The organism is Mesorhizobium sp. C372A, assembly GCF_030323245.1.
Classification (GTDB): domain Bacteria; phylum Pseudomonadota; class Alphaproteobacteria; order Rhizobiales; family Rhizobiaceae; genus Mesorhizobium.
Window position 1 is genome coordinate 1115046 of the sequence record NZ_CP100475.1, and the last position, 20448, is coordinate 1135493.

21 protein-coding genes are annotated in these 20448 nt (G+C 63.3%); 11 read left to right on the plus strand and 10 right to left on the minus strand.

The window, feature by feature from the left end:
- Positions 1–24: 24 nt before the first annotated feature.
- Positions 25–1407, minus strand: a complete 1383-nt coding sequence (locus NLY42_RS05150) for an aspartate aminotransferase family protein (protein ID WP_023755791.1) — start codon at positions 1405–1407, stop codon at positions 25–27.
- Between the two features lie 155 nt (positions 1408–1562).
- Between NLY42_RS05150 and NLY42_RS05155 the strand changes: the two genes are divergently transcribed.
- Complete coding sequence (locus NLY42_RS05155) at positions 1563–2015, plus strand: hypothetical protein (protein WP_023714569.1); 453 nt, start codon at positions 1563–1565, stop codon at positions 2013–2015.
- Between the two features lies 1 nt (position 2016).
- Here NLY42_RS05155 and NLY42_RS05160 read toward each other — a convergent pair whose 3' ends face one another.
- Together NLY42_RS05160 and NLY42_RS05165 are read right to left on the minus strand one after the other, a co-directional pair.
- Positions 2017–2991: a WD40 repeat domain-containing protein gene (locus NLY42_RS05160; RefSeq protein WP_023755790.1), complete on the minus strand. Its 975-nt coding sequence runs from the start codon at positions 2989–2991 to the stop codon at positions 2017–2019.
- A 249-nt stretch (positions 2992–3240) separates the two neighbouring features.
- A complete protein-coding gene (locus tag NLY42_RS05165) occupies positions 3241–4296 on the minus strand; it encodes a CobW family GTP-binding protein (protein ID WP_023755789.1) in 1056 nt (351 codons plus the stop codon).
- Between the two features lie 416 nt (positions 4297–4712).
- Between NLY42_RS05165 and NLY42_RS05170 the strand changes: the two genes are divergently transcribed.
- A complete protein-coding gene (locus NLY42_RS05170; protein WP_023694717.1) occupies positions 4713–5183 on the plus strand; it encodes a MarR family winged helix-turn-helix transcriptional regulator in 471 nt (156 codons plus the stop codon).
- A gap of 26 nt (positions 5184–5209) precedes the next feature.
- Here the strand turns inward: NLY42_RS05170 and NLY42_RS05175 are convergent, their stop codons facing one another.
- Positions 5210–6073: an AraC family transcriptional regulator gene (locus tag NLY42_RS05175; protein ID WP_023755788.1), complete on the minus strand. Its 864-nt coding sequence runs from the start codon at positions 6071–6073 to the stop codon at positions 5210–5212.
- Between the two features lie 46 nt (positions 6074–6119).
- Between NLY42_RS05175 and NLY42_RS05180 the strand changes: the two genes are divergently transcribed.
- Positions 6120–6527, plus strand: a complete 408-nt coding sequence (locus tag NLY42_RS05180; RefSeq protein WP_023683511.1) for a DUF2000 family protein — start codon at positions 6120–6122, stop codon at positions 6525–6527.
- Here the strand turns inward: NLY42_RS05180 and NLY42_RS05185 are convergent.
- Entirely contained in the window at positions 6524–7312 is a 789-nt protein-coding gene (locus NLY42_RS05185; RefSeq protein WP_023755787.1) for an alpha/beta fold hydrolase, read from the minus strand. The genes NLY42_RS05180 and NLY42_RS05185 overlap by 4 nt on opposite strands.
- Before the next feature lie 128 nt (positions 7313–7440).
- Between NLY42_RS05185 and NLY42_RS05190 the strand changes: the two genes are divergently transcribed.
- The 5 genes from NLY42_RS05190 to NLY42_RS05210 all read left to right on the plus strand — a co-directional run bounded on the left by NLY42_RS05190 (position 7441) and on the right by NLY42_RS05210 (position 12012).
- On the plus strand, positions 7441–8382 hold the full coding sequence (locus NLY42_RS05190) for a LysR family transcriptional regulator (RefSeq protein ID WP_023755786.1): 942 nt from the start codon (positions 7441–7443) through the stop codon (positions 8380–8382).
- Between the two features lie 182 nt (positions 8383–8564).
- Complete coding sequence (locus tag NLY42_RS05195) at positions 8565–9449, plus strand: DMT family transporter (RefSeq protein WP_032896357.1); 885 nt, start codon at positions 8565–8567, stop codon at positions 9447–9449.
- A 67-nt stretch (positions 9450–9516) separates the two neighbouring features.
- Entirely contained in the window at positions 9517–10539 is a 1023-nt protein-coding gene (locus tag NLY42_RS05200; RefSeq protein WP_023671355.1) for a LacI family DNA-binding transcriptional regulator, read from the plus strand.
- A complete protein-coding gene (locus NLY42_RS05205) occupies positions 10536–11519 on the plus strand; it encodes a 2-hydroxyacid dehydrogenase (RefSeq protein WP_023755784.1) in 984 nt (327 codons plus the stop codon). Before NLY42_RS05200 ends, NLY42_RS05205 begins: the two co-directional genes overlap by 4 nt.
- 82 nt (positions 11520–11601) lie before the next feature.
- A complete protein-coding gene (locus NLY42_RS05210) occupies positions 11602–12012 on the plus strand; it encodes a hypothetical protein (RefSeq protein ID WP_023671353.1) in 411 nt (136 codons plus the stop codon).
- A 10-nt stretch (positions 12013–12022) separates the two neighbouring features.
- Here NLY42_RS05210 and NLY42_RS05215 read toward each other — a convergent pair whose 3' ends face one another.
- Positions 12023–12796 carry a gamma-glutamyl-gamma-aminobutyrate hydrolase family protein gene (locus tag NLY42_RS05215; protein WP_023671352.1) on the minus strand — a complete coding sequence of 258 codons (774 nt, stop codon included), beginning with the start codon at positions 12794–12796 and terminating at the stop codon, positions 12023–12025.
- A 292-nt stretch (positions 12797–13088) separates the two neighbouring features.
- On the opposite strand from NLY42_RS05215, the gene NLY42_RS05220 reads away from it, so the two are divergent.
- Positions 13089–14198 carry a TRAP transporter substrate-binding protein gene (locus tag NLY42_RS05220; RefSeq protein ID WP_023689237.1) on the plus strand — a complete coding sequence of 370 codons (1110 nt, stop codon included), beginning with the start codon at positions 13089–13091 and terminating at the stop codon, positions 14196–14198.
- A 251-nt stretch (positions 14199–14449) separates the two neighbouring features.
- Here the strand turns inward: NLY42_RS05220 and NLY42_RS05225 are convergent, their stop codons facing one another.
- The 4 genes from NLY42_RS05225 to NLY42_RS05240 form a co-directional block, all read right to left on the minus strand.
- Positions 14450–15478, minus strand: a complete 1029-nt coding sequence (locus tag NLY42_RS05225) for a zinc-dependent alcohol dehydrogenase family protein (RefSeq protein ID WP_023689236.1) — start codon at positions 15476–15478, stop codon at positions 14450–14452.
- A gap of 33 nt (positions 15479–15511) precedes the next feature.
- Positions 15512–17290 carry a TRAP transporter large permease gene (locus NLY42_RS05230; RefSeq protein WP_023750422.1) on the minus strand — a complete coding sequence of 593 codons (1779 nt, stop codon included), beginning with the start codon at positions 17288–17290 and terminating at the stop codon, positions 15512–15514.
- Positions 17287–17892, minus strand: a complete 606-nt coding sequence (locus NLY42_RS05235) for a TRAP transporter small permease subunit (protein ID WP_023683517.1) — start codon at positions 17890–17892, stop codon at positions 17287–17289. The genes NLY42_RS05230 and NLY42_RS05235 overlap by 4 nt, the downstream gene beginning before the upstream one ends.
- 197 nt (positions 17893–18089) lie before the next feature.
- On the minus strand, positions 18090–18995 hold the full coding sequence (locus NLY42_RS05240; RefSeq protein ID WP_023746552.1) for a branched-chain amino acid ABC transporter permease: 906 nt from the start codon (positions 18993–18995) through the stop codon (positions 18090–18092).
- A gap of 148 nt (positions 18996–19143) precedes the next feature.
- Between NLY42_RS05240 and NLY42_RS05245 the strand changes: the two genes are divergently transcribed.
- Both NLY42_RS05245 and NLY42_RS05250 read left to right on the plus strand, forming a co-directional pair.
- A complete protein-coding gene (locus NLY42_RS05245) occupies positions 19144–19752 on the plus strand; it encodes a CGNR zinc finger domain-containing protein (RefSeq protein ID WP_023755783.1) in 609 nt (202 codons plus the stop codon).
- The gene (locus tag NLY42_RS05250; RefSeq protein WP_023694704.1) at positions 19745–20275 is read left to right on the plus strand and encodes a hypothetical protein; all 531 of its coding nucleotides are present in this window, start codon (positions 19745–19747) and stop codon (positions 20273–20275) included. Before NLY42_RS05245 ends, NLY42_RS05250 begins: the two co-directional genes overlap by 8 nt.
- Positions 20276–20448: the final 173 nt, after the last annotated feature.

The window sequence follows — 20448 nt, forward strand, 5'->3', positions numbered from 1 at the left end:
TCGAGTTTGGCTTGGCAGCTTGTCTCATGCCGTCAGCCTTGCCGCAACCGTGGCGAAGGCGGTGATCAGCCGGTTGACCTGGGCGCCGGTGGTGGCCGGTGAGATCAGCATCATGTTGTGAAAGGGCGCGATCAGCACGCCCTGGTTGACCAGCGCGACATGGATAGCCGCCTCAAGCTCCGGCGCATGGGCAGTCTCGGCTTCGGCGCCGTTCCTGAGCGGGCCAGGGGCGCAGATGAACTCGACGCGGGCGCCGACGCGGGCGACATGCCAGGGCAGATTGTAGCGATCGATGACGCCGGTCAGCCCGGCATCGAGCCGCAGGGCGAGGCGATCCATCCGGGCATAATTCTCCTGCGTCATCACCTCTTCGAGCGTTGCGCGCATGGCTGCGAACTGCAGCGGGTTCGCCGACAGCGTCGTGCCCATGCCGGAATAGCCCGGCTCCTTGGTTCGATTGTAGTCGGCATAGCGCGAGGCGACCTCGTCGCTCATGCCCCACACGCTTGCCGGCACGCCGCCGGCGATCGGCTTGCCCAGCACGAACAGGTCGGGCTGTAGTCCGAATTTCCTGGTGTAGCCGCCGGGTCCAGTCGAAATCGTGTGCGTCTCGTCTATCAGAAGCAGCGTTCCGGCCGCGCGCGTCAGTTTGCGCAAGGCGTCGTGAAAACCCGGATCGGGCAGCACCATGCAGGAATTGGTCAGCACCGGCTCAGCAATGACGCAGGCGACATCCTTGTCCTTGAGCGCTGCTTGCAGCGCGGCGACATCGTTGAATTCAATGACCTTCGCCGTCTTGGTCAGGTCGCGAAACTCACCCGCCAGCCCCGGCCGATTCACGGGCTTGCCGTCGACCATCCGGACCATCGTCTCGTCGACCGAGCCGTGATAGCAGCCGTTGAAGACCAGTATCTTTTCGCGGCCGGTGACGGCGCGGGCGACGCGCAGCGCGAAGCGGTTGGCGTCGGTGGCGGTGGTGGCGATCTGCCAGAACGGCAGACCGAAGCGCTGTGTGAGCAGCGGCCCGATGGCCAGCGCATCTTCCGAAGGCAGCATATAGGTCAGGCCGCGCCCGGCCTGGCGGCGGATGGCGCGCGCCACCGGCGGCGGCGAATGGCCGAACATCGAGCCGGTGTCACCGAGGCAGAAATCGTCCAGCCTGTTGCCGTCGATATCCGTGATGGCGGCGCCCTTGGCGCTGTCGACCAGGATCGGGAATGGCGTCGGCCAGTCGTTCATCCAGTGTATCGGCACGCCGCCGAAGAAGCCTGGCAGGCCGTTCCCGACCTTGGCCTGCGATTTCGGCCGCGCCTTGCGGAAGGTGTTCGCCTCGCTTGTCCGCAATGCAGCGATGCGGTCACGGCTGATACCGCCGATGGACGCCTTTGAACTGTTCGTGCTGTGCATGAAATCCCTCTCGGCCGGCACACTACCCAATTGGCGACGGCAACCGCAATTGGCCGTGTTGGTGCGCTGCATTGGGTCAGCAGCAAGTTCGGCAGACTTGACCTACCGGCGCAGTCGGGCGCCAATGCGATCGGGTTTGTGGTTTGGGGAGAAAAATGCGGACGATCATCTGCGCTATTGCGCTACTCTTGTCGGCCGCTGCGGCTTCCGCATCGGGCGGCGTCTGGTGTTCCGTCGATGACAAAGCGGTGCAATTCGAGGTCGGCGCCGGGGTCACCAGAGGTATGGGCGGCCCGACCTTCAATTTTCGCGGCGATCTCGAGATACTTGGCCGGCCGGAAGGCGACAGTCTGCGCAAGACCGTCTTCGAGGATTCCGACCTCACCCAGTACTGGCTGGACGACAAGGAGTTGCGGCTGAACATCTACCACGAGCATCAGCTCGGAGATAAATTCAACTCTGTCGAACTGACGATCCTGACCAAGACCAGTGACGAGGGCGTCTATGGCGGCCGGTACACGCTTGCCGTCTACGACAACGCCGCCGACACGGAACAGGACGGCAAGCCGAAAGAATTGACCGGCAAGGTGTCGTGCGGAGCCGAATAGGTCACGCCGAGATATCGATGACGCCGCAGTCGCCGGCGGCACTGCCGAAGGCGACCCGGCGCTCTTCCTTGTCCCACATCATCGCGGTGATGGCGCCCATGCCTGGGCGGCGCAACAGCACCTCTTTGGCATCGGTAAAGCGCACCGCCATGACCATGCCGTCATCATAGCCGACGGCGACGACATCCTGGCTCGGATGGCAGGCAACCGATGTCACCATGGCGTTGCCGCGCGTGCCGAGCTCCAGCGGCGCCTTGCCCATCGGGCCGTCCTTGCCCGAAAACGGCCAGACGATCGCCGCCGGCGCGCCGGAACTCGCCAGCCACTTGCCCTTCACGCTCCACGACAGGCTTTTGACCTTGCCGGGATAGCCGGTCATGCGCATGTGCTTGCCGTCGGCGAGCTTCCAGCCATGCAGCGCGTTTTCCTGCATGGTGGTGACGAGGAAGGCGCCATCCGGCGAGAAGGTCACGCCGGTATGGGCGCCGGCCCATTCCAGCTCCACCGGTCTGCCCTCGGCGGCCGGGAAATGCAGCGTCGCGCCATTGTAGCGGGCGACGCCGAAGCGCATGCCCTTGGGGGAGAAGGCCAGCCCCTCGACCGAACGTGGATGGGCAAACTCTTTGGTCTTGCCGTCGGCAAAGCGCACGAACGCAGTCTTGCCCGTGGCATAGGCGATAGCGCCTTGCGGCCCGGCGGCAACGCTGGTGATCCACTTCTTGCCGACGCTGGCGAGTTCGCTGACATTGCCGCCGGCGGCAACGGCAAAAATCTTGCCGTCCTCGCCGCCGGTGATCAGGCGGTCGTTGGCGGCGTCATGGAACGTGGAGAGCAGGCCGTCATTGGCCTGAATTGTCTTGTGGCCGTTGTCGAGCCTATGAACTTTCCCATCGGCGAGCGCAAAATGCGGCACGTTGTCGAGGAAGACGGCGGCAAGGCAGTGAACTTCCAGGTCGAGGGGAGCAACTGTGGGCATCAGGACCATTCCAATGAAGCTGTCACCACTCCCGGGAAGCCACTGAGGCGGCCAGGCCTGGCGCCGACCTTCTCCCCTTGTGGGAGAAGGTGGATCGGCGCGCAGCGCCGAGACGGATGAGGGGTGTTGAACGGATCGCCGTCGGTGCCGAGCTGGAGCACCCCTCATCCGACCTCGCTTCGCGAGGCCACCTTCTCCCACAAGGGGAGAAGGAAGAGCGGGCAGCGCTAGCGCCATAGAGTCCGGAAATCAAGCCGCCTGGCAGGCGTCAAAGCTCTTCTTCAGCCGTTCGGCGTCAAGCTCGCGGCCGATGAACACCAGCCGGCTCTCATGCTTTTCGCCGTCTTTCCAGGCGCGCTGGTGGTCGCCTTCGATGATCATGTGCACGCCCTGGATGACATAGCGCTCGTCGTCGCCCTTGAGCGCGATGATGCCTTTCAGCCGCAGGATGTTGGGACCTTCCATCTGAGTGATCTTCTCGATCCACGGGAAGAATTTCTTCGGGTCCATCTCGCCGCCGCGCAGCGACACCGACTGCACGGTCACGTCATGGATGTCGGAGGGATGCGCGTGATCGTGATGATGATGGTCGTGATCATGGTCGTGGTGATCGTGCCTGTCATGGTCATGATGGTCGTGATCATGATCGTGCGCCTCGAGGAAATGCGGGTCGTTTTCCAATGCGCGCGACAGGTCGAAGGCGCCGCGGTCGAGCACTTCGGACAGCGCCACGCCGGCGCGCGTGGTGCGGTGGATCCTGGCCGCCGGGTTGATGGCGCGGATGGTGGCCTCGACCTTGGCCAGTTCTTCGGGCGTCACCAGGTCGGTCTTGTTGAGCACGACGACATCGGCGAAGGCGATCTGGTCCTCGGCTTCCTTGGAATCCTTCAACCTGAGCGGCAGGTGCTTGGCGTCGACCAGGGCCACGACAGCGTCGAGCTTGGTCTTGGAGCGCACGTCGTCGTCCATGAAGAAGGTCTGCGCCACCGGCACAGGATCGGCGAGGCCGGTGGTCTCGACGACGATGGCGTCGAAACGGCCGGGACGGCGCATCAGGCCTTCGACGACGCGGATCAGGTCGCCGCGCACCGTGCAGCAGACGCAGCCATTGTTCATTTCGTAGATCTCCTCATCGGATTCCACGATCAAATCGTTATCGATGCCGATCTCGCCGAATTCATTGACGATGACGGCGTAACGCTTGCCATGGTTTTCCGACAGGATGCGGTTGAGCAGCGTCGTCTTGCCGGCGCCGAGATAGCCGGTGAGAACGGTCACGGGGATTTGCGTCTGTGCTTCGCTCATATCTTGCCTCGAAATGGCTGGGCCACGGAATTGCGGGCCGCAAGAAGGGATTGTTGGCATATAGGATGTGTGCCGGCCTTTTGCACGAGGCAAACCGCTTGGGTGTTTGACCCAGGTTGACGAAGCGGGTGGGTAGACCGAGAGGCCGAGTGCGAGGGATGCCGACCATCAACGTGTCGCCGGGAACGCCTCTTCGTTGACCTGTGCTGAGCCGCGCCGCGTCAAACCGTTGCAATCGCCTTGGCGGAAACTCGTTTGTCATCTAACTGAAATAAACATCTGGCATCACCATTTCGAGCACCACAAATGCTTGCCGGCAAAGCTGTTTCGAAAGCCGGAATCTTTTTGATCGTCGATTGCCAACCGGCCGGCTGCGTCTATGCTGCACGCACCGGTACGGCCGAAGAGGGATCACCATGGCCAAGGCGGACAAGACTGCAACGATGAGCCGGCTGCATTCGGCGGCAAGGCTGGCAAGGACCGCGCTGGCGGCGCGGCTTCTGGCGCACGGCTTCTATGCCGGCCAGGACCAGATCATGCTGACGCTCGACCGCGAGGACGGCCAGACGCCCGGCAATCTCGCCGGCCGCCTGGGCGTGCGCCCGCCGACCATCACCAAGACCATAAACCGGCTGCAGGCCCAGGGCTTTTTGGAAAAGCGCGCCTCTTCCGCAGATGCACGCCAGGCGCATATCTTTCTCACCGACACCGGCCGCGAGATCATCCACGCCATCGAGAAGTCGGTGAAGAAGACCGAAAAGCAGGCCTTGAAGGGCCTCGACAAGAAAGAACAGAAGACGCTGTTCAAGCTGCTCGCCCGCATCGAGGCCAATTTGTCGAACGAGGAGCTGGTGCTCGTCGACGACGACGCCGACATCGACGACTGACCGGCACGGCGGCCGCGTGTCTTGAGCTAGGCCGTCACCGAAGGGCCGCGCACCAGGGTCGACCAGCGGCCGGGCGTCAGGCCGAATGCTTTCTTGAAATGCCTGTTGAAATGGCTCTGGTCGCTGAAGCCGGCGCCAACGGCAATCTCGGCCAGCGGCTCGCCCACCTCGATCATCCGTCTTGCCTTTTGCAGCCGGCGCATCAGCAGGAACCGATGCGGGCTGGTGGAATAGGTCGCGCGAAAATGGCGTGACAGCGCATAGCGGTCGAGCCCGGTGACGGCTTCCAGCTCATCGGAACGAACGGACCGCTCCGCATTCTCCTCGAGATAGCCGCGCGCCAGCGCTGCCGCACGTGAGGCCGACCTCCCCATCGGCTTTGCTTTCTGTCCCGCATGACGCCCCAGATGCTGCGCCAGCTCCGCAACGAAATCGGCGACGAACAGCTCGTCCAGTTCCTCATCGAGCGGCGACAGGGCCGAAAGCAGCGTGCCACGCAAGGCAGGATCGCTGACCACAGCATCCCTGACGAAAGGCAGCGGCGCGCCGTCGAGGCAGTCGAGCAGCAGTGACGGCTCCAGATAGAGGATCCGGTAGCGCAGACCATCCTCGGTCCCGGCGCCGCCATCGTGCACTTCGTCGGGATGCAGCACGATAACCTGGCCGGGCAGGCTGTGGTTGACAGTGCCCCTGTAGTGGAAGCGCTGCACACCGGAAAGCGTCACGCCGACGGCAAGCGTATCATGACGGTGCAGGTCGAAGGCGTTGCCATGGAAATGCGCCTCGATGCGCTCGATGCCAGCGGTAACAGGCGCCGAGACGATCCGGTCTTCATCCGCGCACGAACGTTCAAGACCCTGCGTCGCCTCACCGTCTAGATCGTGCGTCATCACCTATCCCTGCCCTTCATGGGCGTGCTCCGGAGTCCTCATTTTGGTGTTCGATACGAAATTTGCAATCGTGCTGCGGGACGATCTCGCCGTCTGGCAAAAGCTCAACGTCGCCGCCTTCCTGACCAGCGGCATCGTCGCGCAATTCCCCGCCATTATCGGCGAACCCTACCGCGACCGCGCCGGCAACCTTTACAATCCTCTGTCGATCCAGCCGGTCATCGTGCTTTCGGCCGATGGGCCGACGCTCAACTCCATCCACCGGAAGGCGCTGGAGCGGGGCGTGACGGGGTCAGCCTATGTCGAGGAGATGTTTGCCACCGGCTTCGATGCGGCCAACCGCGCGGTCTTCGCCGAGTTCGGGCCTGAGGACGCCAAGATCGTCGGCATCGCGCTGCGTGCCGACAAGAAACTCGTCGACAAGATCACCAAGGGCGCCCGCATGCACGCCTAATTCAGCAGGAAGCGTGTAACGGCGCTCATGAATTCAGTCGGCCGCTCGACGTTCAGCATATGGACGCCCGGAAGCAGTGTAAGCGTGGCGCCGGGGATGCTGGCTGCGATCGCCTCGCTGTGGCTTGCCAGCGTTACCTTGTCGTCTTCTCCACCGATCACCAGGGTGGGGGCGGTAATGAGGGAGACAGTCCGGCGCAGATCGCAATCGCGTACGGCGGCGAAGCATCCCGCGAGACCTTGGGGCGGCGTCGCCAGGACCATCGCGCGGAACGCGTCGACGGTTTCGTTTGGGCCGGCAAGCATCGAGGCGGGAAACCAGTTGTGCATGAACATGTCCGCGGCGGCCGACATGTTGCTCGCAGCAAGGACAGTCCTGATCTGCTCATCAAAGTAAGAAGCCGGCCCGAGATGTGGCGAGGTGTTGGAAAGGCTGAGACGCTCGATGCGGTCCGGGGCATGGATACCCAGCCACTGCCCTACGAAGCCGCCCAGCGACAGCCCGCAGAAATGCACGCGGGCGATCTGAAGCGCATCCAGCAGCTCAAGGACGTCGCGGCCCAGCCGATCGAGCGAATAGGCTCCGGCCGGAGCATCGGAACTGCCGTGGCCGCGCAGATCATAGCGCAGCACCCGGAAAGATCCGGCAAGTTCCGCTAGCTGCCGGTCCCACATATGCAGGTTCGTCGCAATGGAATTCGAGAGCACAAGCACAGGGCCGGCCCCCGCCAGCTGATAGGCGATCCGGCAGCCGTCGCCCGTCGTAAAATAAAGCGTGTCAGTCATCTGGTCCTCATCTCACCCTGGCGAAAGGAGTTCGATGCTCCCGCCGCCCTCTGAATGAGCCACCCTAGGCCTCGTAATTATCCAGGAAAATTACTATGATTGGACGATCTCAGTAGGTTTTTACGATAATGAATGGTCTGAAACTCCACGACTTACGGTGCTTTGACGCCGTGGCAAGCGAGGGCAGCTTCCAGGCGGCCGCCCTTGCCTTGAACCGATCGCATCCATCCGTCTTCGCCGCTGTCGCACGCCTCGAGCAGTTGCTCGGGCTCACACTTCTCGACCGCAGCGGATATCGGGTGGGGCTGACGGAGGCGGGCCGCGAGTTTCACGCGCGAGCGCAGCTGACATTGCGCGAGCTCGACCATCTGCGAACCTATGCGGGCCAGTTGGCGAGCGGCGAGGAGACGGTCCTGCGTGTCGTCATGGGTGATCTCTGCCCGCGACCGCAAATCCTGCGTATGCTCAGCGGCTTCTTTGCCGAACGCACCGGGACACGCCTGCACCTGGAGTACGAGGCGGTCGGCGGTCCGCTCGAACGGTTGATGGAAGGCTCGGCTGACCTCATCTTCCATCGCGCGGATCCTTCCGATCCGCATCTCGAGCGGATCGATCTCTGCGCGGTGCCCCTCGTGCCGGTGGTGGCGCCTGGGTTCCTTCCGTTCGCGCCTGGCCGCGAGATTGCGCCGGAGCAGATGCGGCCCTTCACCCAGTGCGTGATCCGCGACACGGCGCGGCGGCCATCGCCGGAGAGCTATTTCCTCATCGACGGTGCGCATCAGTGCTCGGCGCCGGATCATCTGATGAAGAAGGAACTGATCCTTCACGGACTGGCCTGGGGCCATCTGCCGGCATGGCTGATCGAGGACGAACTGCGGGATAGGAGGCTGATCTCGATCGCTGGTGCACATCTGCCCGGCCGGACGGAGATCTTGGCGGCGGTGCGCCGGCGCGACCGACCGCATGGACCCGTCGCCGAGGCGTTGTGGCTTCATCTCCAGGCGCAAGTGGCATCCGACGGCAAAGCACCGGGATGTCAGAACGTCGCAGCGGAACGCAAAGCGCCTTAGCTGGCATCGGATCGGCCTGCGCTGAACCTGTCTCAGACGCCTGTTGTGCCAGTCGCTTTTGGCTTGCCGGGCGCTGGAGATTGCCGCAAAGGTTAAGCGTTGATCCTCCCTGCCCGGCCTGACATTTGAACGTTCCCGCAAAAGCAGACGAAAGCGCAACGCCGCCCGCGGCGATGCTGTTCATGCTTTCCACCTATGTCTTTTTCACCTTTCTCGACACATCGAGCAAATATCTGGTCCTGGCCGGCGTCTCGGCGCTGATCGTCGCCTGGGCCCGCTTCACCGTCCATGTCCTGCTTGTCGGCGTCTTCCTGCGCGGCTGGCGCGAGCCGTCGCGCTTCCGCGCCAACAATTTGCCGGCCCACATCCTGCGCGGCGGTCTGCTGTTCGGCTCGACGATGTGCAACGTCATGGCGCTCAAAACGCTTCAACTGGCCGAGACCACCTCGATCTACTTCTTCGGGCCGATGGTGATCACCGCCCTTGCCGGGCCGCTGCTTGGTGAATGGGCCGGCTGGCGGCGCTGGCTGGCAATCCTGTCGGGCTTTGTCGGCGTGCTCGTCATTACAAGGCCGGGCATCGGCGTGTTCGGCATCGGCCATCTTTTCGCGCTCGGCTCGATGCTGTCGAACAGTTTTTACGTCATCATGACGCGGCGGATGTCAGCCAGCGAAACCTCGGAAAGCCTGATCCTGTTTTCGGCGCTGGCGCCGGCCGTGCTGCTTCTGCCGATGCTGCCGTTCTCGCATGGGCTGCCGCAGGATAGCTGGCACTGGTTCATCCTGGTGATGCTGGGCGTGTTCGGCGCCGGCGGCCACTGGCTGCTGGTGCAGGCCTACCGCCTGGCGACCACCACGGCGCTGGCGCCGTACCCCTATTCGCAGATGGTCTGGATGATCCTGTCCGGCTGGATCATCTTCCACCAGTTCCCCGACCGCTGGACGCTGGTGGGTGCTGCCATCATCGTCACCAGCGGCCTTTACATCATCCATCGCGAGCACCGTTTGCGGCTGCGCAATCGCACGACCGTCGATGCCGAGGCGGAGGCGCTGGCGAAAAAACTTTGATTTGCTCCGAATCCGATGGCATAACGCCGCATTTAAAAAATTTTAAAAAAACTCGGGGAGCGAAGGGCTGGCACAAAAGATCAAGCTTTCGACGATCGCGGATGCGCTTGGCGTGTCCACGGCCACGGTCTCCCTCGCCTTGCGCGACAGCCCGCTGGTCGCCGGCGCCACGCGTGACCGCATCAAGGAACATGCGCGGGCCATCGGGTATATCTACAACCGCCGCGCCGCCTCACTGCGCACCTCGCGCTCGGGCATTGTCGGTGTCGTCGTGCACGACATCATGAACCCGTTCTTCGCCGAGATCCTGCGCTCGATCGAAAGCGAACTCGATCGCAGCCGGCAGACCTTCATCCTGTCCAACCATTATGACCAGTTGGAAAAGCAACGCACCTTCATCGATACGCTGCTGCAGCTTGGCGCCGACGGCGTCATCATGTCGCCGGCCATCGGCACGCCGGCTTCCGACATCGTCATGGCCGAGGAAAACGGCCTGCCGGCGGTGCTGATCGCACGCAGCGTGGAAGGCGCCGACGTGCCGGTGTTTCGTGGTGACGATGCCTATGGCACGGCACTTGCCACCAATCATCTGATCTCGCTCGGGCACAAGCGCATCGCCATGATCGGCGGCACCGACCAGACCTCGACAGGGCGCGACCGCTACCAGGGCTATCTCAACGCCATGGAGGCCGCCGGGCTTGAGGTCAGGCCGTCCTGGCGCATCGCCGGGCCGCGCACCAAGCAGGGCGGATTCGAGGCGGCTGGACAGTTTTTGGCGCTTAAAGACAAGCCAACCGCCGCTTGCTGCTGGAATGATCTGGTCGCCATCGGCCTGATGAACGGCATTGCCCGCGCCGGCCTGGTGCCGGGCGCCGACATCTCGGTGACCGGCTATGACGATCTCGAGGAGGCGGCAATCGCGACACCGGCGCTCACCACAGTCTGGAATGGCCAGCGAGAGGTCGGCCGCCGTGCCGCCAGCGCGCTGCTCGACAAGCTGAACGGACAGGCGGTACGGCCGTCACAGGAACTGATCAAGCCGGAACTGCATGTGCGCCAGTCGACCGGCAAGCCGGTGGAGCGTGCATGACCAAGACTGATGCGTTGCAGACCGTCGCCGTTCTGGTGCCAGGACATTTCAACGACCATGCGGTCGAGCGCATCGACCGCACCTTCAAGCGGGTCAAGATAGAGCGCGCCGATCCCGCCCTGGTCACCGACGAGATGCGCCATGACGTGCGCGCCATTGCGTCCTTCGCCGGCGTCAATGCGGCATTGATGGATGCATTGCCCAACCTCGAACTCATCGCCTCCTTCGGCGTCGGCTATGATTCGGTCGATGCCGGCCATGCGGCCAAGAAAAACATCATGGTCACCAACACCCCTGATGTTTTGACCGAGGAGGTCGCCGACACCACGATCGGCCTTTTGCTCAACACCGTGCGTGAACTTTACAACGCCGAGAAATGGCTGCGCGACGGCAGTTGGGTGAAGAAGGGCAACTATCCCCTGAGCCGGCTGACCTTGCGCGGTCGGCATGTCGGCATTTTCGGCATGGGCCGCATCGGCCTTGCCATTGCGCGCCGGCTGGAAGCGTTCGGGCTGCCGGTGGCCTACCACAACAGGCGCAAGGTGGAAGGTCTGGCTTATGAATACCACCCGACGCTGAAGGCCCTTGCCGAAGCGGTCGATACGCTGATTTCCGTAGTGCCGGGCGGCGCTTCCACGGAGAAGGCGGTCAATGCCGAAATCCTGGCGGCGCTTGGCGCCAACGGCGTTTTCGTCAACATCGGCCGTGGCAGCACGGTCGACGAGGCAGACCTCGCCGCAGCGCTTGCCAACGGCACCATCGCCGCGGCCGGGCTCGATGTTTTCGCCGATGAACCGAATGTGCCCAAGGCTTTGCTGGAGGCGCCAAACACCTCGCTTTTGCCCCATGTCGGCTCGGCCTCGCACCATACGCGCCGCGCCATGGCGGATCTGTGCGTCGACAATCTGGTATCCTGGTTCAGCGAGCGCCGGCCACTGACCCCGGTGCCTGAGACGGCGCAAGTCAAGCCACGAAGCTGAGCGGCTCTCTGCCACACTCGTTAACGTCGGCTTAACGCTTTGGAATCATTCTGCATCTGCGCCGGGGGGCGCGGAGTGCAAGATGACGAAACTTCCGGCATCGATTGCGGCAGCGGCACTTTTCGCCGGCTTTCAGCTGTTTCACGGCGGCAGCAGTGAAAGTTCGGCCAATGAAGCAAGGCCGGCAACCACCTTCAGGCTGGTCGCCAATGGCGACGAAGGCGACTGCGCGGTTAGCCGCGGCGCCGCGATTGACGATGGCCTGTCGCTGTTGACCGTGGCGCCGAATTGCCGCGGGCTGCTGCCCGGCATCGAGCGGGCAAAATTCTGGCGAGAGGGCGAGGACGGCACGATCGCGTTCAGCGCCGACGGCACCGACCCGATCGTCACCTTCTCGGTTGCGGATGGCGACGGCTACGAATCCTACGCTCCGGCCACGCCGCTGCTGTCGCTGGCGACAACCGGCGAACGGGATCAATCCGCCGGCAATTGATCGCCGGGATTTATTCCGCCGCCGCCCGTGCACCGGCCTTCGCCGCCGCATGCAGCCGCACCGCATCGCCGAAGGCGCGGAAGATCTTGGCCGAGTTGTTGTCCGACTTGACCCAGTATTCGGGGTGCCATTGCACGCCGACGGCGAAGGCGCGGGCGTCCTTCACCGAAACTGCCTCCACCGTGCCGTCGCCGGCAACCGCCTCGACCTGCAGCTTCGAGCCGAGCCGGTCGATGCCTTGGCGGTGCAGCGAGTTGACCTTGATGTCGCCGGCGCCAAACACGCCGGCCAGGCAGCTGCCCGGCTTGATCGAAATGGTCTGGTGAATGGCGAAGCGTTCGTCCTGGTTGTCGCTCACCGGCGCGCGATGGTCGAGCGAGCCTTCGCGCTCCTGGATCTCGGTGCCAAGCGTGCCGCCCAGCGCAACGTTCAACTCCTGGATGCCGCGGCAGATGGCAAGCAGCGGCACGCCGCGCTCGATCGCCTTGCGGATTAGCGGCAGCGTGGTGGAATCGCGCGCCGGGTCGTAGGGGCCGTTGGCTTCGCTGGCGTCGCCGCCATAGAGCGATGGATGCACGTTGGACTTCGAGCCAGTGACCATGACACCGTCGACCGAAGACAACAGCTCGTCGAAGTCGAGCCGGTCACCGAATGACGGCACCAAAAGCGGGAACACGCCGGCGCCGGAAAGTGCTGCCTCGATATATTGCTGCGGGACGGCATGCCAGGTGTAGTTGTCGAACTGACGGACGTCGGTTGATATGGCGACGAGCGGCTGGTGCATTTTGGGTCCGGATTCCATTTGGCGCGAAGCGAATAGCTATTTGCCTGCAAAATAGGCGATCCGAAGGCGCTTTTCCATGGCAAGTTTCGCCATCTCGCATGGCCACGCGGCGAACGTTAGACTATAGTTGCAGGCTGGCCGGCCGGCCCGCGAATTTGTCGCCAGCGCCGCCGTCAAATCCCGCCACCATGCTGGACTCGACCTTTTGCCCGTGTATTGTTTCGGGCAAATCGATACCGGACGTGAGGAGATGTCCCTGATATCGGTTGTTGGTCCAATAGGGAGGAACTGCATGGATCGTCGTTCATTCATCCGCAAGGCCGGGGTCACCGGCGTGGGCGCAGTGGCGGCTGCCGCTACGCTAGCCGCACCGGCAATCGCCCAGTCCAATCCGAAAGTGACGTGGCGGTTGGCGTCATCCTTTCCCAAGTCACTCGATACGATCTATGGCGGCGCCGAAGTCTTCTCCAAGATGCTGTCTGAGGCGACGGACGGCAATTTCCAGGTCCAGGTCTTCGCCTCCGGCGAACTCGTGCCCGGCCTGCAGGCCGCCGACGCCACCACTGCCGGCACTGTCGAGGCCTGCCACACGGTGTCATACTATTATTGGGGCAAGGACCCGACATGGGCACTCGGTGCGGCGGTGCCGTTCTCGCTCAACGCGCGCGGCATGAACGCCTGGCACTATCATGGCGGCGGCATCGACCTGTTCAACGAGTTTCTTGCCACGCAGGGTCTTTTCGGCCTGCCCGGCGGCAACACCGGCGTGCAGATGGGCGGCTGGTTCCGCAAGGAGATCAACACCGTCGCCGACCTGTCCGGCCTCAAGATGCGCATCGGCGGCTTTGCCGGCAAAGTGGTGCAGAAGCTCGGCGTCGTGCCGCAGCAGATCGCCGGTGGCGACATCTATCCGGCGCTGGAAAAAGGCACGATCGACGCCGCCGAATGGGTCGGCCCCTATGACGACGAGAAGCTCGGCTTCTACAAGGTCGCGCCCTACTACTATTATCCCGGCTGGTGGGAAGGCGGCCCGACCGTCCATCTCTTGTTCAACAAGGCCAAGTACGAGGAGCTGTCGCCCGCCTACAAGTCGCTTGTGCACACCGCCGCGCAGGCTGCGGACGCCAACATGCTGCAGAAATACGATTTTCTCAATCCTGCGGCGGTGAAGCGGCTGGTGGCCGGCGGCGCGAAATTGCGCCCGTTCAGCCAGGACATCATGGCCGCCTGTTTCGAGAAGGCCAATGAGGTCTACACCGAAATGGAAGCCACCAACGCACCGTTCAAGAAGATCTGGGACTCGATCAAGGGCTTCCGCAAGGAGCACTATCTGTGGGCGCAGGTGGCCGAGTACAATTACGACACCTTCATGATGGTCCAGCAGCGCAACGGCAAACTGTAGGCTGGGATCTGTCCCTTCTCCCCGTCACTATACTGGGAGAAGGTCCCGGCAGGTGGATGAGGGGCGGCGCAAACTTCGGCGATTGATCGCCTTGGGCTTGGTAGCCGCCCCGAAATTATAGCTTATCTTTCCAAGCGTTGACGCTGCACCTCACCTGCCTGCCGGCATCCTCTCCCCGTATAGTGACGGGGAGAGGGGCGCGGTCATCGCCGTTTCGCCAATCGCCAACACCGCAGGATTGAGGCTGCCCTTCATTCCCTGCCCGGCACCACCAACACCTTGACCTCGCCCGGCGCTGCCGGATTGGCGATCACCGAGGCGGCTTCCTCCAGGCCGACCTGCCTTGAGATGAGCTTGTCGATCTCGATTGCGCCGGACGCGACAAGGTCCGCCGCCCGCCTGTGGGTGAAGGGATTGATGAACGAGCCGAGAACCTTCAGCTCGCGAAACAGGATGTCGAACGGTTCGAAGGGCACTTTCACGCCTTGCGGCATCACGCCGACGATCACCACCGAGCCGCCGGACTTCGCCAGCCGCATCGATTGTTCGACGGTATCGGGGACACCGGCGCATTCGAGCACCACGTCGGCCCCGCCGGGCACAAGGCCGGCTGGGCCGGCGATCGCCTCGATCGGGTCGACCGCGCTTGGGTCGACCGTCGTCGTTGCACCGAGCTCTTCGGCGAGCGCACGGCGGGAGGCCTGCCGCGTCGACAGGATGATGGTCGCCGCTCCTGCGAGCCTCGCCAATTGCACGGTAAGCAGGCCGATGACGCCGCCACCAAGCACCACCACGGCAGCGCCGGGTCTGATTCCGGCGAGGTCGACAGCGTGCAGGCAGCAGGCCAGCGGCTCGCAGAAGGCGCCATGCGTTGGCTTGAGGTTCGCAGGCAGAAGAAAGGCCTGGCTCTGCGGCATCACGACGTAGTCGGCGAAGCCGCCGTCGCGATGGATGCCGATGGCCCTGAGATTGCTGCACAAATTGACCCGGCCAGCCCGACAATGACTGCAGCGTCCGCAGAAGATGTTGGGATCGCCGGTAACACGGTCACCGATGGCGATGCCGGAAACCGCATCACCGACAGCCTCGACGATGCCGCAGAATTCGTGACCAAGCGTCACCGGTGGGCTCGAAGGGAATTCGCCGTGGAGGAGGTGACGGTCGGTGCCGCAAACGCCGCAGGCTTCGACGCGCACCAGAACGTCCTGCGGTCCCGCAACAGGCTTGTCGACCTCCCGTAGCGCAATGCTGCCCACGGCTTCCAGGCGCACGGCTCTCATAACATCCTCACTCAGGTTCTCAGTGTTCACACATCAGTTGAAGTTCGGCGGCTGCGACAGGTCGGTCGCCGGCGCCGCCGGCTTGGCGGGCGGCGTCTCGCCGAAATTCGGCGGCTGCGAGAGATCGTTCAACGGTGGCGCCGCGGGTGATGGGCCACCGTTGGCTGGTGGTGGTGTGCCGAGAGGCGCAAGGCCTGGCATATCAGGCAAGTTGATCTCGATCGTTCCCGGATCGACGGCCGCACCCTTGTAGCGCATGACCATTTGCGGGAAGGCGATGGTCAGCCCGATCATGATCACCTGGATGCAGACGAAGGGCACGGCGCCCCAATAGATCTGGCCGGTGGTCACCGGCGCGATCTGCTTGCCGGTGAGGCGATCGAGATAGGGCACGCGCGCGGCGACAGAGCGCAGGTAGAACAGCGCAAAGCCGAAAGGCGGGTGCATGAAGGAGGTCTGCATGTTGACGCCGAGCAGCACGCCGAACCAGATCAGGTCGATGCCGAGCTTATCGGCTGCCGGCGCCAAAAGCGGCACGATGATGAAGGCGAGCTCGAAGAAATCGAGGAAGAAGGCGAGCACGAAGACCAGGATGTTGACGCCGATCAGGAACCCGACTTCGCCGCCCGGCAGCGACGTCAACAAATGCTCGACCCAGACGTGGCCGTTGACGCCGTAGAAGGTCAGCGAGAACACCCGCGCGCCGATCAGGATGAACAGCACGAAGGAGGAAAGCCTGGTGGTCGACGCGAGCGCCTGTTTGATGACATCCAGCGACAACCGCCCCTTCATTGCCGCCATCGCCAGGGCGCCAACCGCGCCCATGGCGCCGCCCTCCGTCGGGGTGGCGATGCCGAGGAAGATGGTGCCCAGCACCAGGAAGATCAGCGCCAGAGGCGGGATCAAAACGATGATCACCTGCTGCGCCAACCTGGACATCATGTTGATGTTCAGGCCCTTGTCGGCGATCGCCACGATATAGATCAGGATCACCCCGATGCTGGCGCCAAGGATATCGGCATTGTCGCCATGCGCCGGCGCAAGGTAGCGATAGGCCGCATATGAAGCCGCGACTGCCACCAGCAGTGCCGCGAGCAGCGACAGCACGCCGTGGCCAAGCGTGCGGGCCGCCAGCGGCAACGCCGGCATCGAGTTCGGCCGGACGATCGACATGGTCAGGATGTAGAGCGTGTAAAGGCCGGTCAGCACCAGGCCGGGGATCAGCGCGCCGGCATACATGTCGCCGACCGAACGGCCGAGCTGGTCGGCCAGAACGATCAGCACCAGCGACGGCGGGATGATCTGGGCGAGTGTGCCGGATGCCGCGATGACGCCCGACGCCAGTCGTCGGTCATAGCCGTAGCGCAGCATGATCGGCAGCGAGATCAGGCCCATGGCGATGACCGAAGCCGCGACCACGCCCGTGGTAGCGGCAAGCAGCGCGCCGACGAAAATCACCGCATAGGCAAGGCCGCCGCGAACCGGGCCGAACAGCTGGCCGATCGTGTCGAGCAGGTCCTCGGCCATGCCCGATCGTTCCAGCACGATGCCCATGAAGGTGAAGAACGGGATTGCCAAGAGCGTGTCGTTCGACATCACCCGGCTGCCGTAGAAATTGTCGGGCAGCGCATGCAGCAGCGGCCACGCCAGGTTGATCGAGCCGCCCGAATAGGGCGACAGCACGACACCGATGAAGAAGAACATCAGGCCGTTTGCGGCGAGTGAAAAAGCGACGGGATAGCCGATCAGCAGGAAGATGATCAGCGAAGCGAACATGATCGGCGCCATGTTCTGGGCGATGAACTCGATCATGGGCGCGCCTCCTGGGCGAGCGCCTTGGCCTCTTCAGCAAGGGCTTTAGCCTCGAGCTCGGCCTGTTCGTGCACCGAGATGAACGGATTGGGATCGTCCATGTCGCCGCGCATGATGGCTATCTTCTTGATGATCTCGGAGATGCCTTGCAGCGCCAGCAGGAAGAAGCCGACGAGCAGGATCGCCTTGGCCGGCCAGATGATCAGGCCGCCGGAATTGTTCGACATTTCGCCGCTGCGGAACGACAGCGACACGTAGGGGACAAAATAGATCACCATCAGCGTCACGAACGGCATCAGGAAGAAGACATGGCCGAGCAGGTCGATCCAGTGCTGCACGCGGCGCGACCACATGCCGTAGACGATGTCGATGCGGATATGGTCATTCTGCTTCAGCGTATAGGCGGCGGCCAGCATGAAGGCGGCGCCGAACAGGTACCACTGCAGTTCCAGCCAGGCATTCGACGAGACGTCGAAGACCTTGCGGATGATGGCATTGGCGGCGCTGACCAGGATTGCCAGCAGGATCAGCCACGATATCCACCTGCCGATGAACTCGTTCATACGGTCAATCGTTCTCGATAGAGCGAGCAGCCCTGCCATGCATTTCCTCCCTCAGGTCGAAGGCGCGCCGGCTCCCCTATTTTCCGTCGCGCCGCTGTGGCCCAACGGTATGCCGTGCGTGGTTCGGCGGGTCAACATGGCATGGCGCGATCAACGCCGTCGTGACGGGAGGCAGGGGATAAAGTGCCGACCGGCTGCTGCGTCATGCAACCAAAGTCTGACAGCGGATGCGGCGATCAGGCGATCTTCTGCTGGTCGCGGCCAGGACCGATCAGCACAAGTGCCGCGACCAGGAACAGATACATCCAGCCATCGCGCCATTCGACCGGGAAATAGCCGGCCCATAGCGACTCCGCCATGCCGAAGGCGGCCGCACCGAGCGCGGCCCGAGGCGGAGAGAGATAGCCGCCCACCGCCGTCACGAACAGGATTTTCAGCCCGTAGACAAGGCCGGAGCCGAAGCTGACATTGCCGTAGTAAAGGGCGGCCATGATTCCGGCCAGCGCGGCGCAGAAACCGCCGAACAGCACCGCATGCCGGAACACTGCACGCACGTCCACGCCGCACATGGCAGCCGCTTTGGGATCGTCGGAGACGGCGCGCCAGCGGCGGCCGAAGCCCGAGCGGGCAAACGCCCATGCAGCGAGCATGATTGCCGCCAGAACCACCGCGCAATCGATGAGCTGGATCAGCGTCAGCGTCGCCTGGAAGCCGGCATCCTGAGCAAAAACGATGGGCTGCGCCAGCATCGGCGGCAGCCACCAATCATGCGTGTCGGCGGCGATACGGCTTGCTTCCGACAGCACCAGCAGGATGCCGAGCGTCGTCACCACAATGGCATTGGGCGTGCGGTCGGCCAGCGGTTCGAAGACGCTGCGCGACAGCACGTGGCCGATCAGCGCGGCATAAAAGAAAGCCGTGACGACGCCGAGCACCACTGCCGCCAGCAAGGTCAGCCACAATACCTGATAGCCGAAGGCCACGGTCAGGATCATCGTCTGGCCGCAAAAGGCGAACAGCGCGCCATAGGCGAGATTGGTCCGGTGCAGGATGCCGTTGGTCAGCACGTAGCCGAAGGCAAGCAGCGCATAGAGCGCGCCGGAATGCAGCCCGTTCAGCACCTGCTGGAAGAAATAGAGCATGGACAGCTTTCAGGGCATGTCGCCCAAAAGTGCAAAGCGGTTTTGGGGCAACGACTTGCCTCAACAAAATCCTGCGCCGGAGCCCGCGCCAAGGTTTGCATCGTAAAATCTAACTTGTCAAACGCGATTTATCGGTTAGATTTCTGATATGACAGTATCTTGGACCCCACATCGCTTCACCGGCGGCATTCTTGCGCTCGATACGGCCAACACCGTGGTGTTGCGCAACGATCCGGAAAAGACTTTCGACCGTTTTGCCGATCCGGCCGAGATCGCGCGCTTCGCCAACGCCGCAACCGGCTTTCGCGGTGCCGAGCTTGGCGGCAGACCGCTGGAGGCGACCTCGCCGGACAGCATCGCGCCGGTGGTGCTGGCGATCCGCGAGACGACCGACCGCCTGTTTCGCGGCGCGGTGTCGAAAGGTGCGCTTGCCGCCGGCGACCTCGCCGCTTTTCTCAAGGCCTGCGCCAACGGCCTCGATCGGAGCCCTGCCGAAATCGGCGCACCGGGTAGACCGTTCGGCGATCCATCGACGCCGATCGCGTTCGAGGCGGCGCTGGCGGTTTCGGCCTTGTCGCTGCTGCGCGACGACACGGTCGCCAGGCTCAGGATCTGTCCCAATTGCAGCTGGCTGTTTCTCGACAGGAGCCGCAATTCCAGCCGCCTTTGGTGCGATATGGCTGTGTGCGGCAACCGCCAGAAAGCAAGCCGTCACTATCGCCGCCGCACGGCGGCACATGAGGTCAACAATGCTTAGGGTTGTTTTTCGTTCAATCCTTGTCGGTGCTGCGCTCATTGCAGCCGTTGCGCTTGGCGCCTGCCGCGACACCGGCGGCGACGGCAAGCTGTTCGAGGTTTCCGGCAAGGTCGTCGTCTTCAACTACCGTCTCGCCCGGGCGACCTATGTCGTGACGCTGCGGCCCCTGCAGCCGATGGGCGAAGGCCAGGTGGCGGTCGCCAGTTTCCAGAATCCGGCCGGCGGCCCTCCCCTGGTAGTCGAGCAGAAGGTCTGGCCGAAGCTCGACAAGGTCAGCCTGGAGAGCCCGGCGCTCACCTGCATCGTCAAGGACAAACCCTATGCGATCTCCATCAGCATCAGGGGTCCTGACGGCACGTTCCTGCAGAAGATCGACACGACGCTGATGTCGAGCGAGGACCAGTCGATCCTTCCCGACCGGCCGCTGGTGGTCGACCAGCTCTATACGGCCAATCCCGATCTTGCCGGCCATCCCGACGGCAAGCTGCCGGGTGAGCCGAAGCCGGATTGCTCGAAAGGCTGACGCGTCTTTGCCGGGCGCGACTGCGTGGAAATTTTCGGTCGCCGGACAACCGCCGCGGACCGATTTCGTGCCGGATACGCGACGGCAGCGGATCGTTCGTTGCGCTTTGCCTGGCACTTTCGATTTCGTTTGACCTGCCTTGCAAGCGGAGAAAGACTGCGCCATCTCACTCC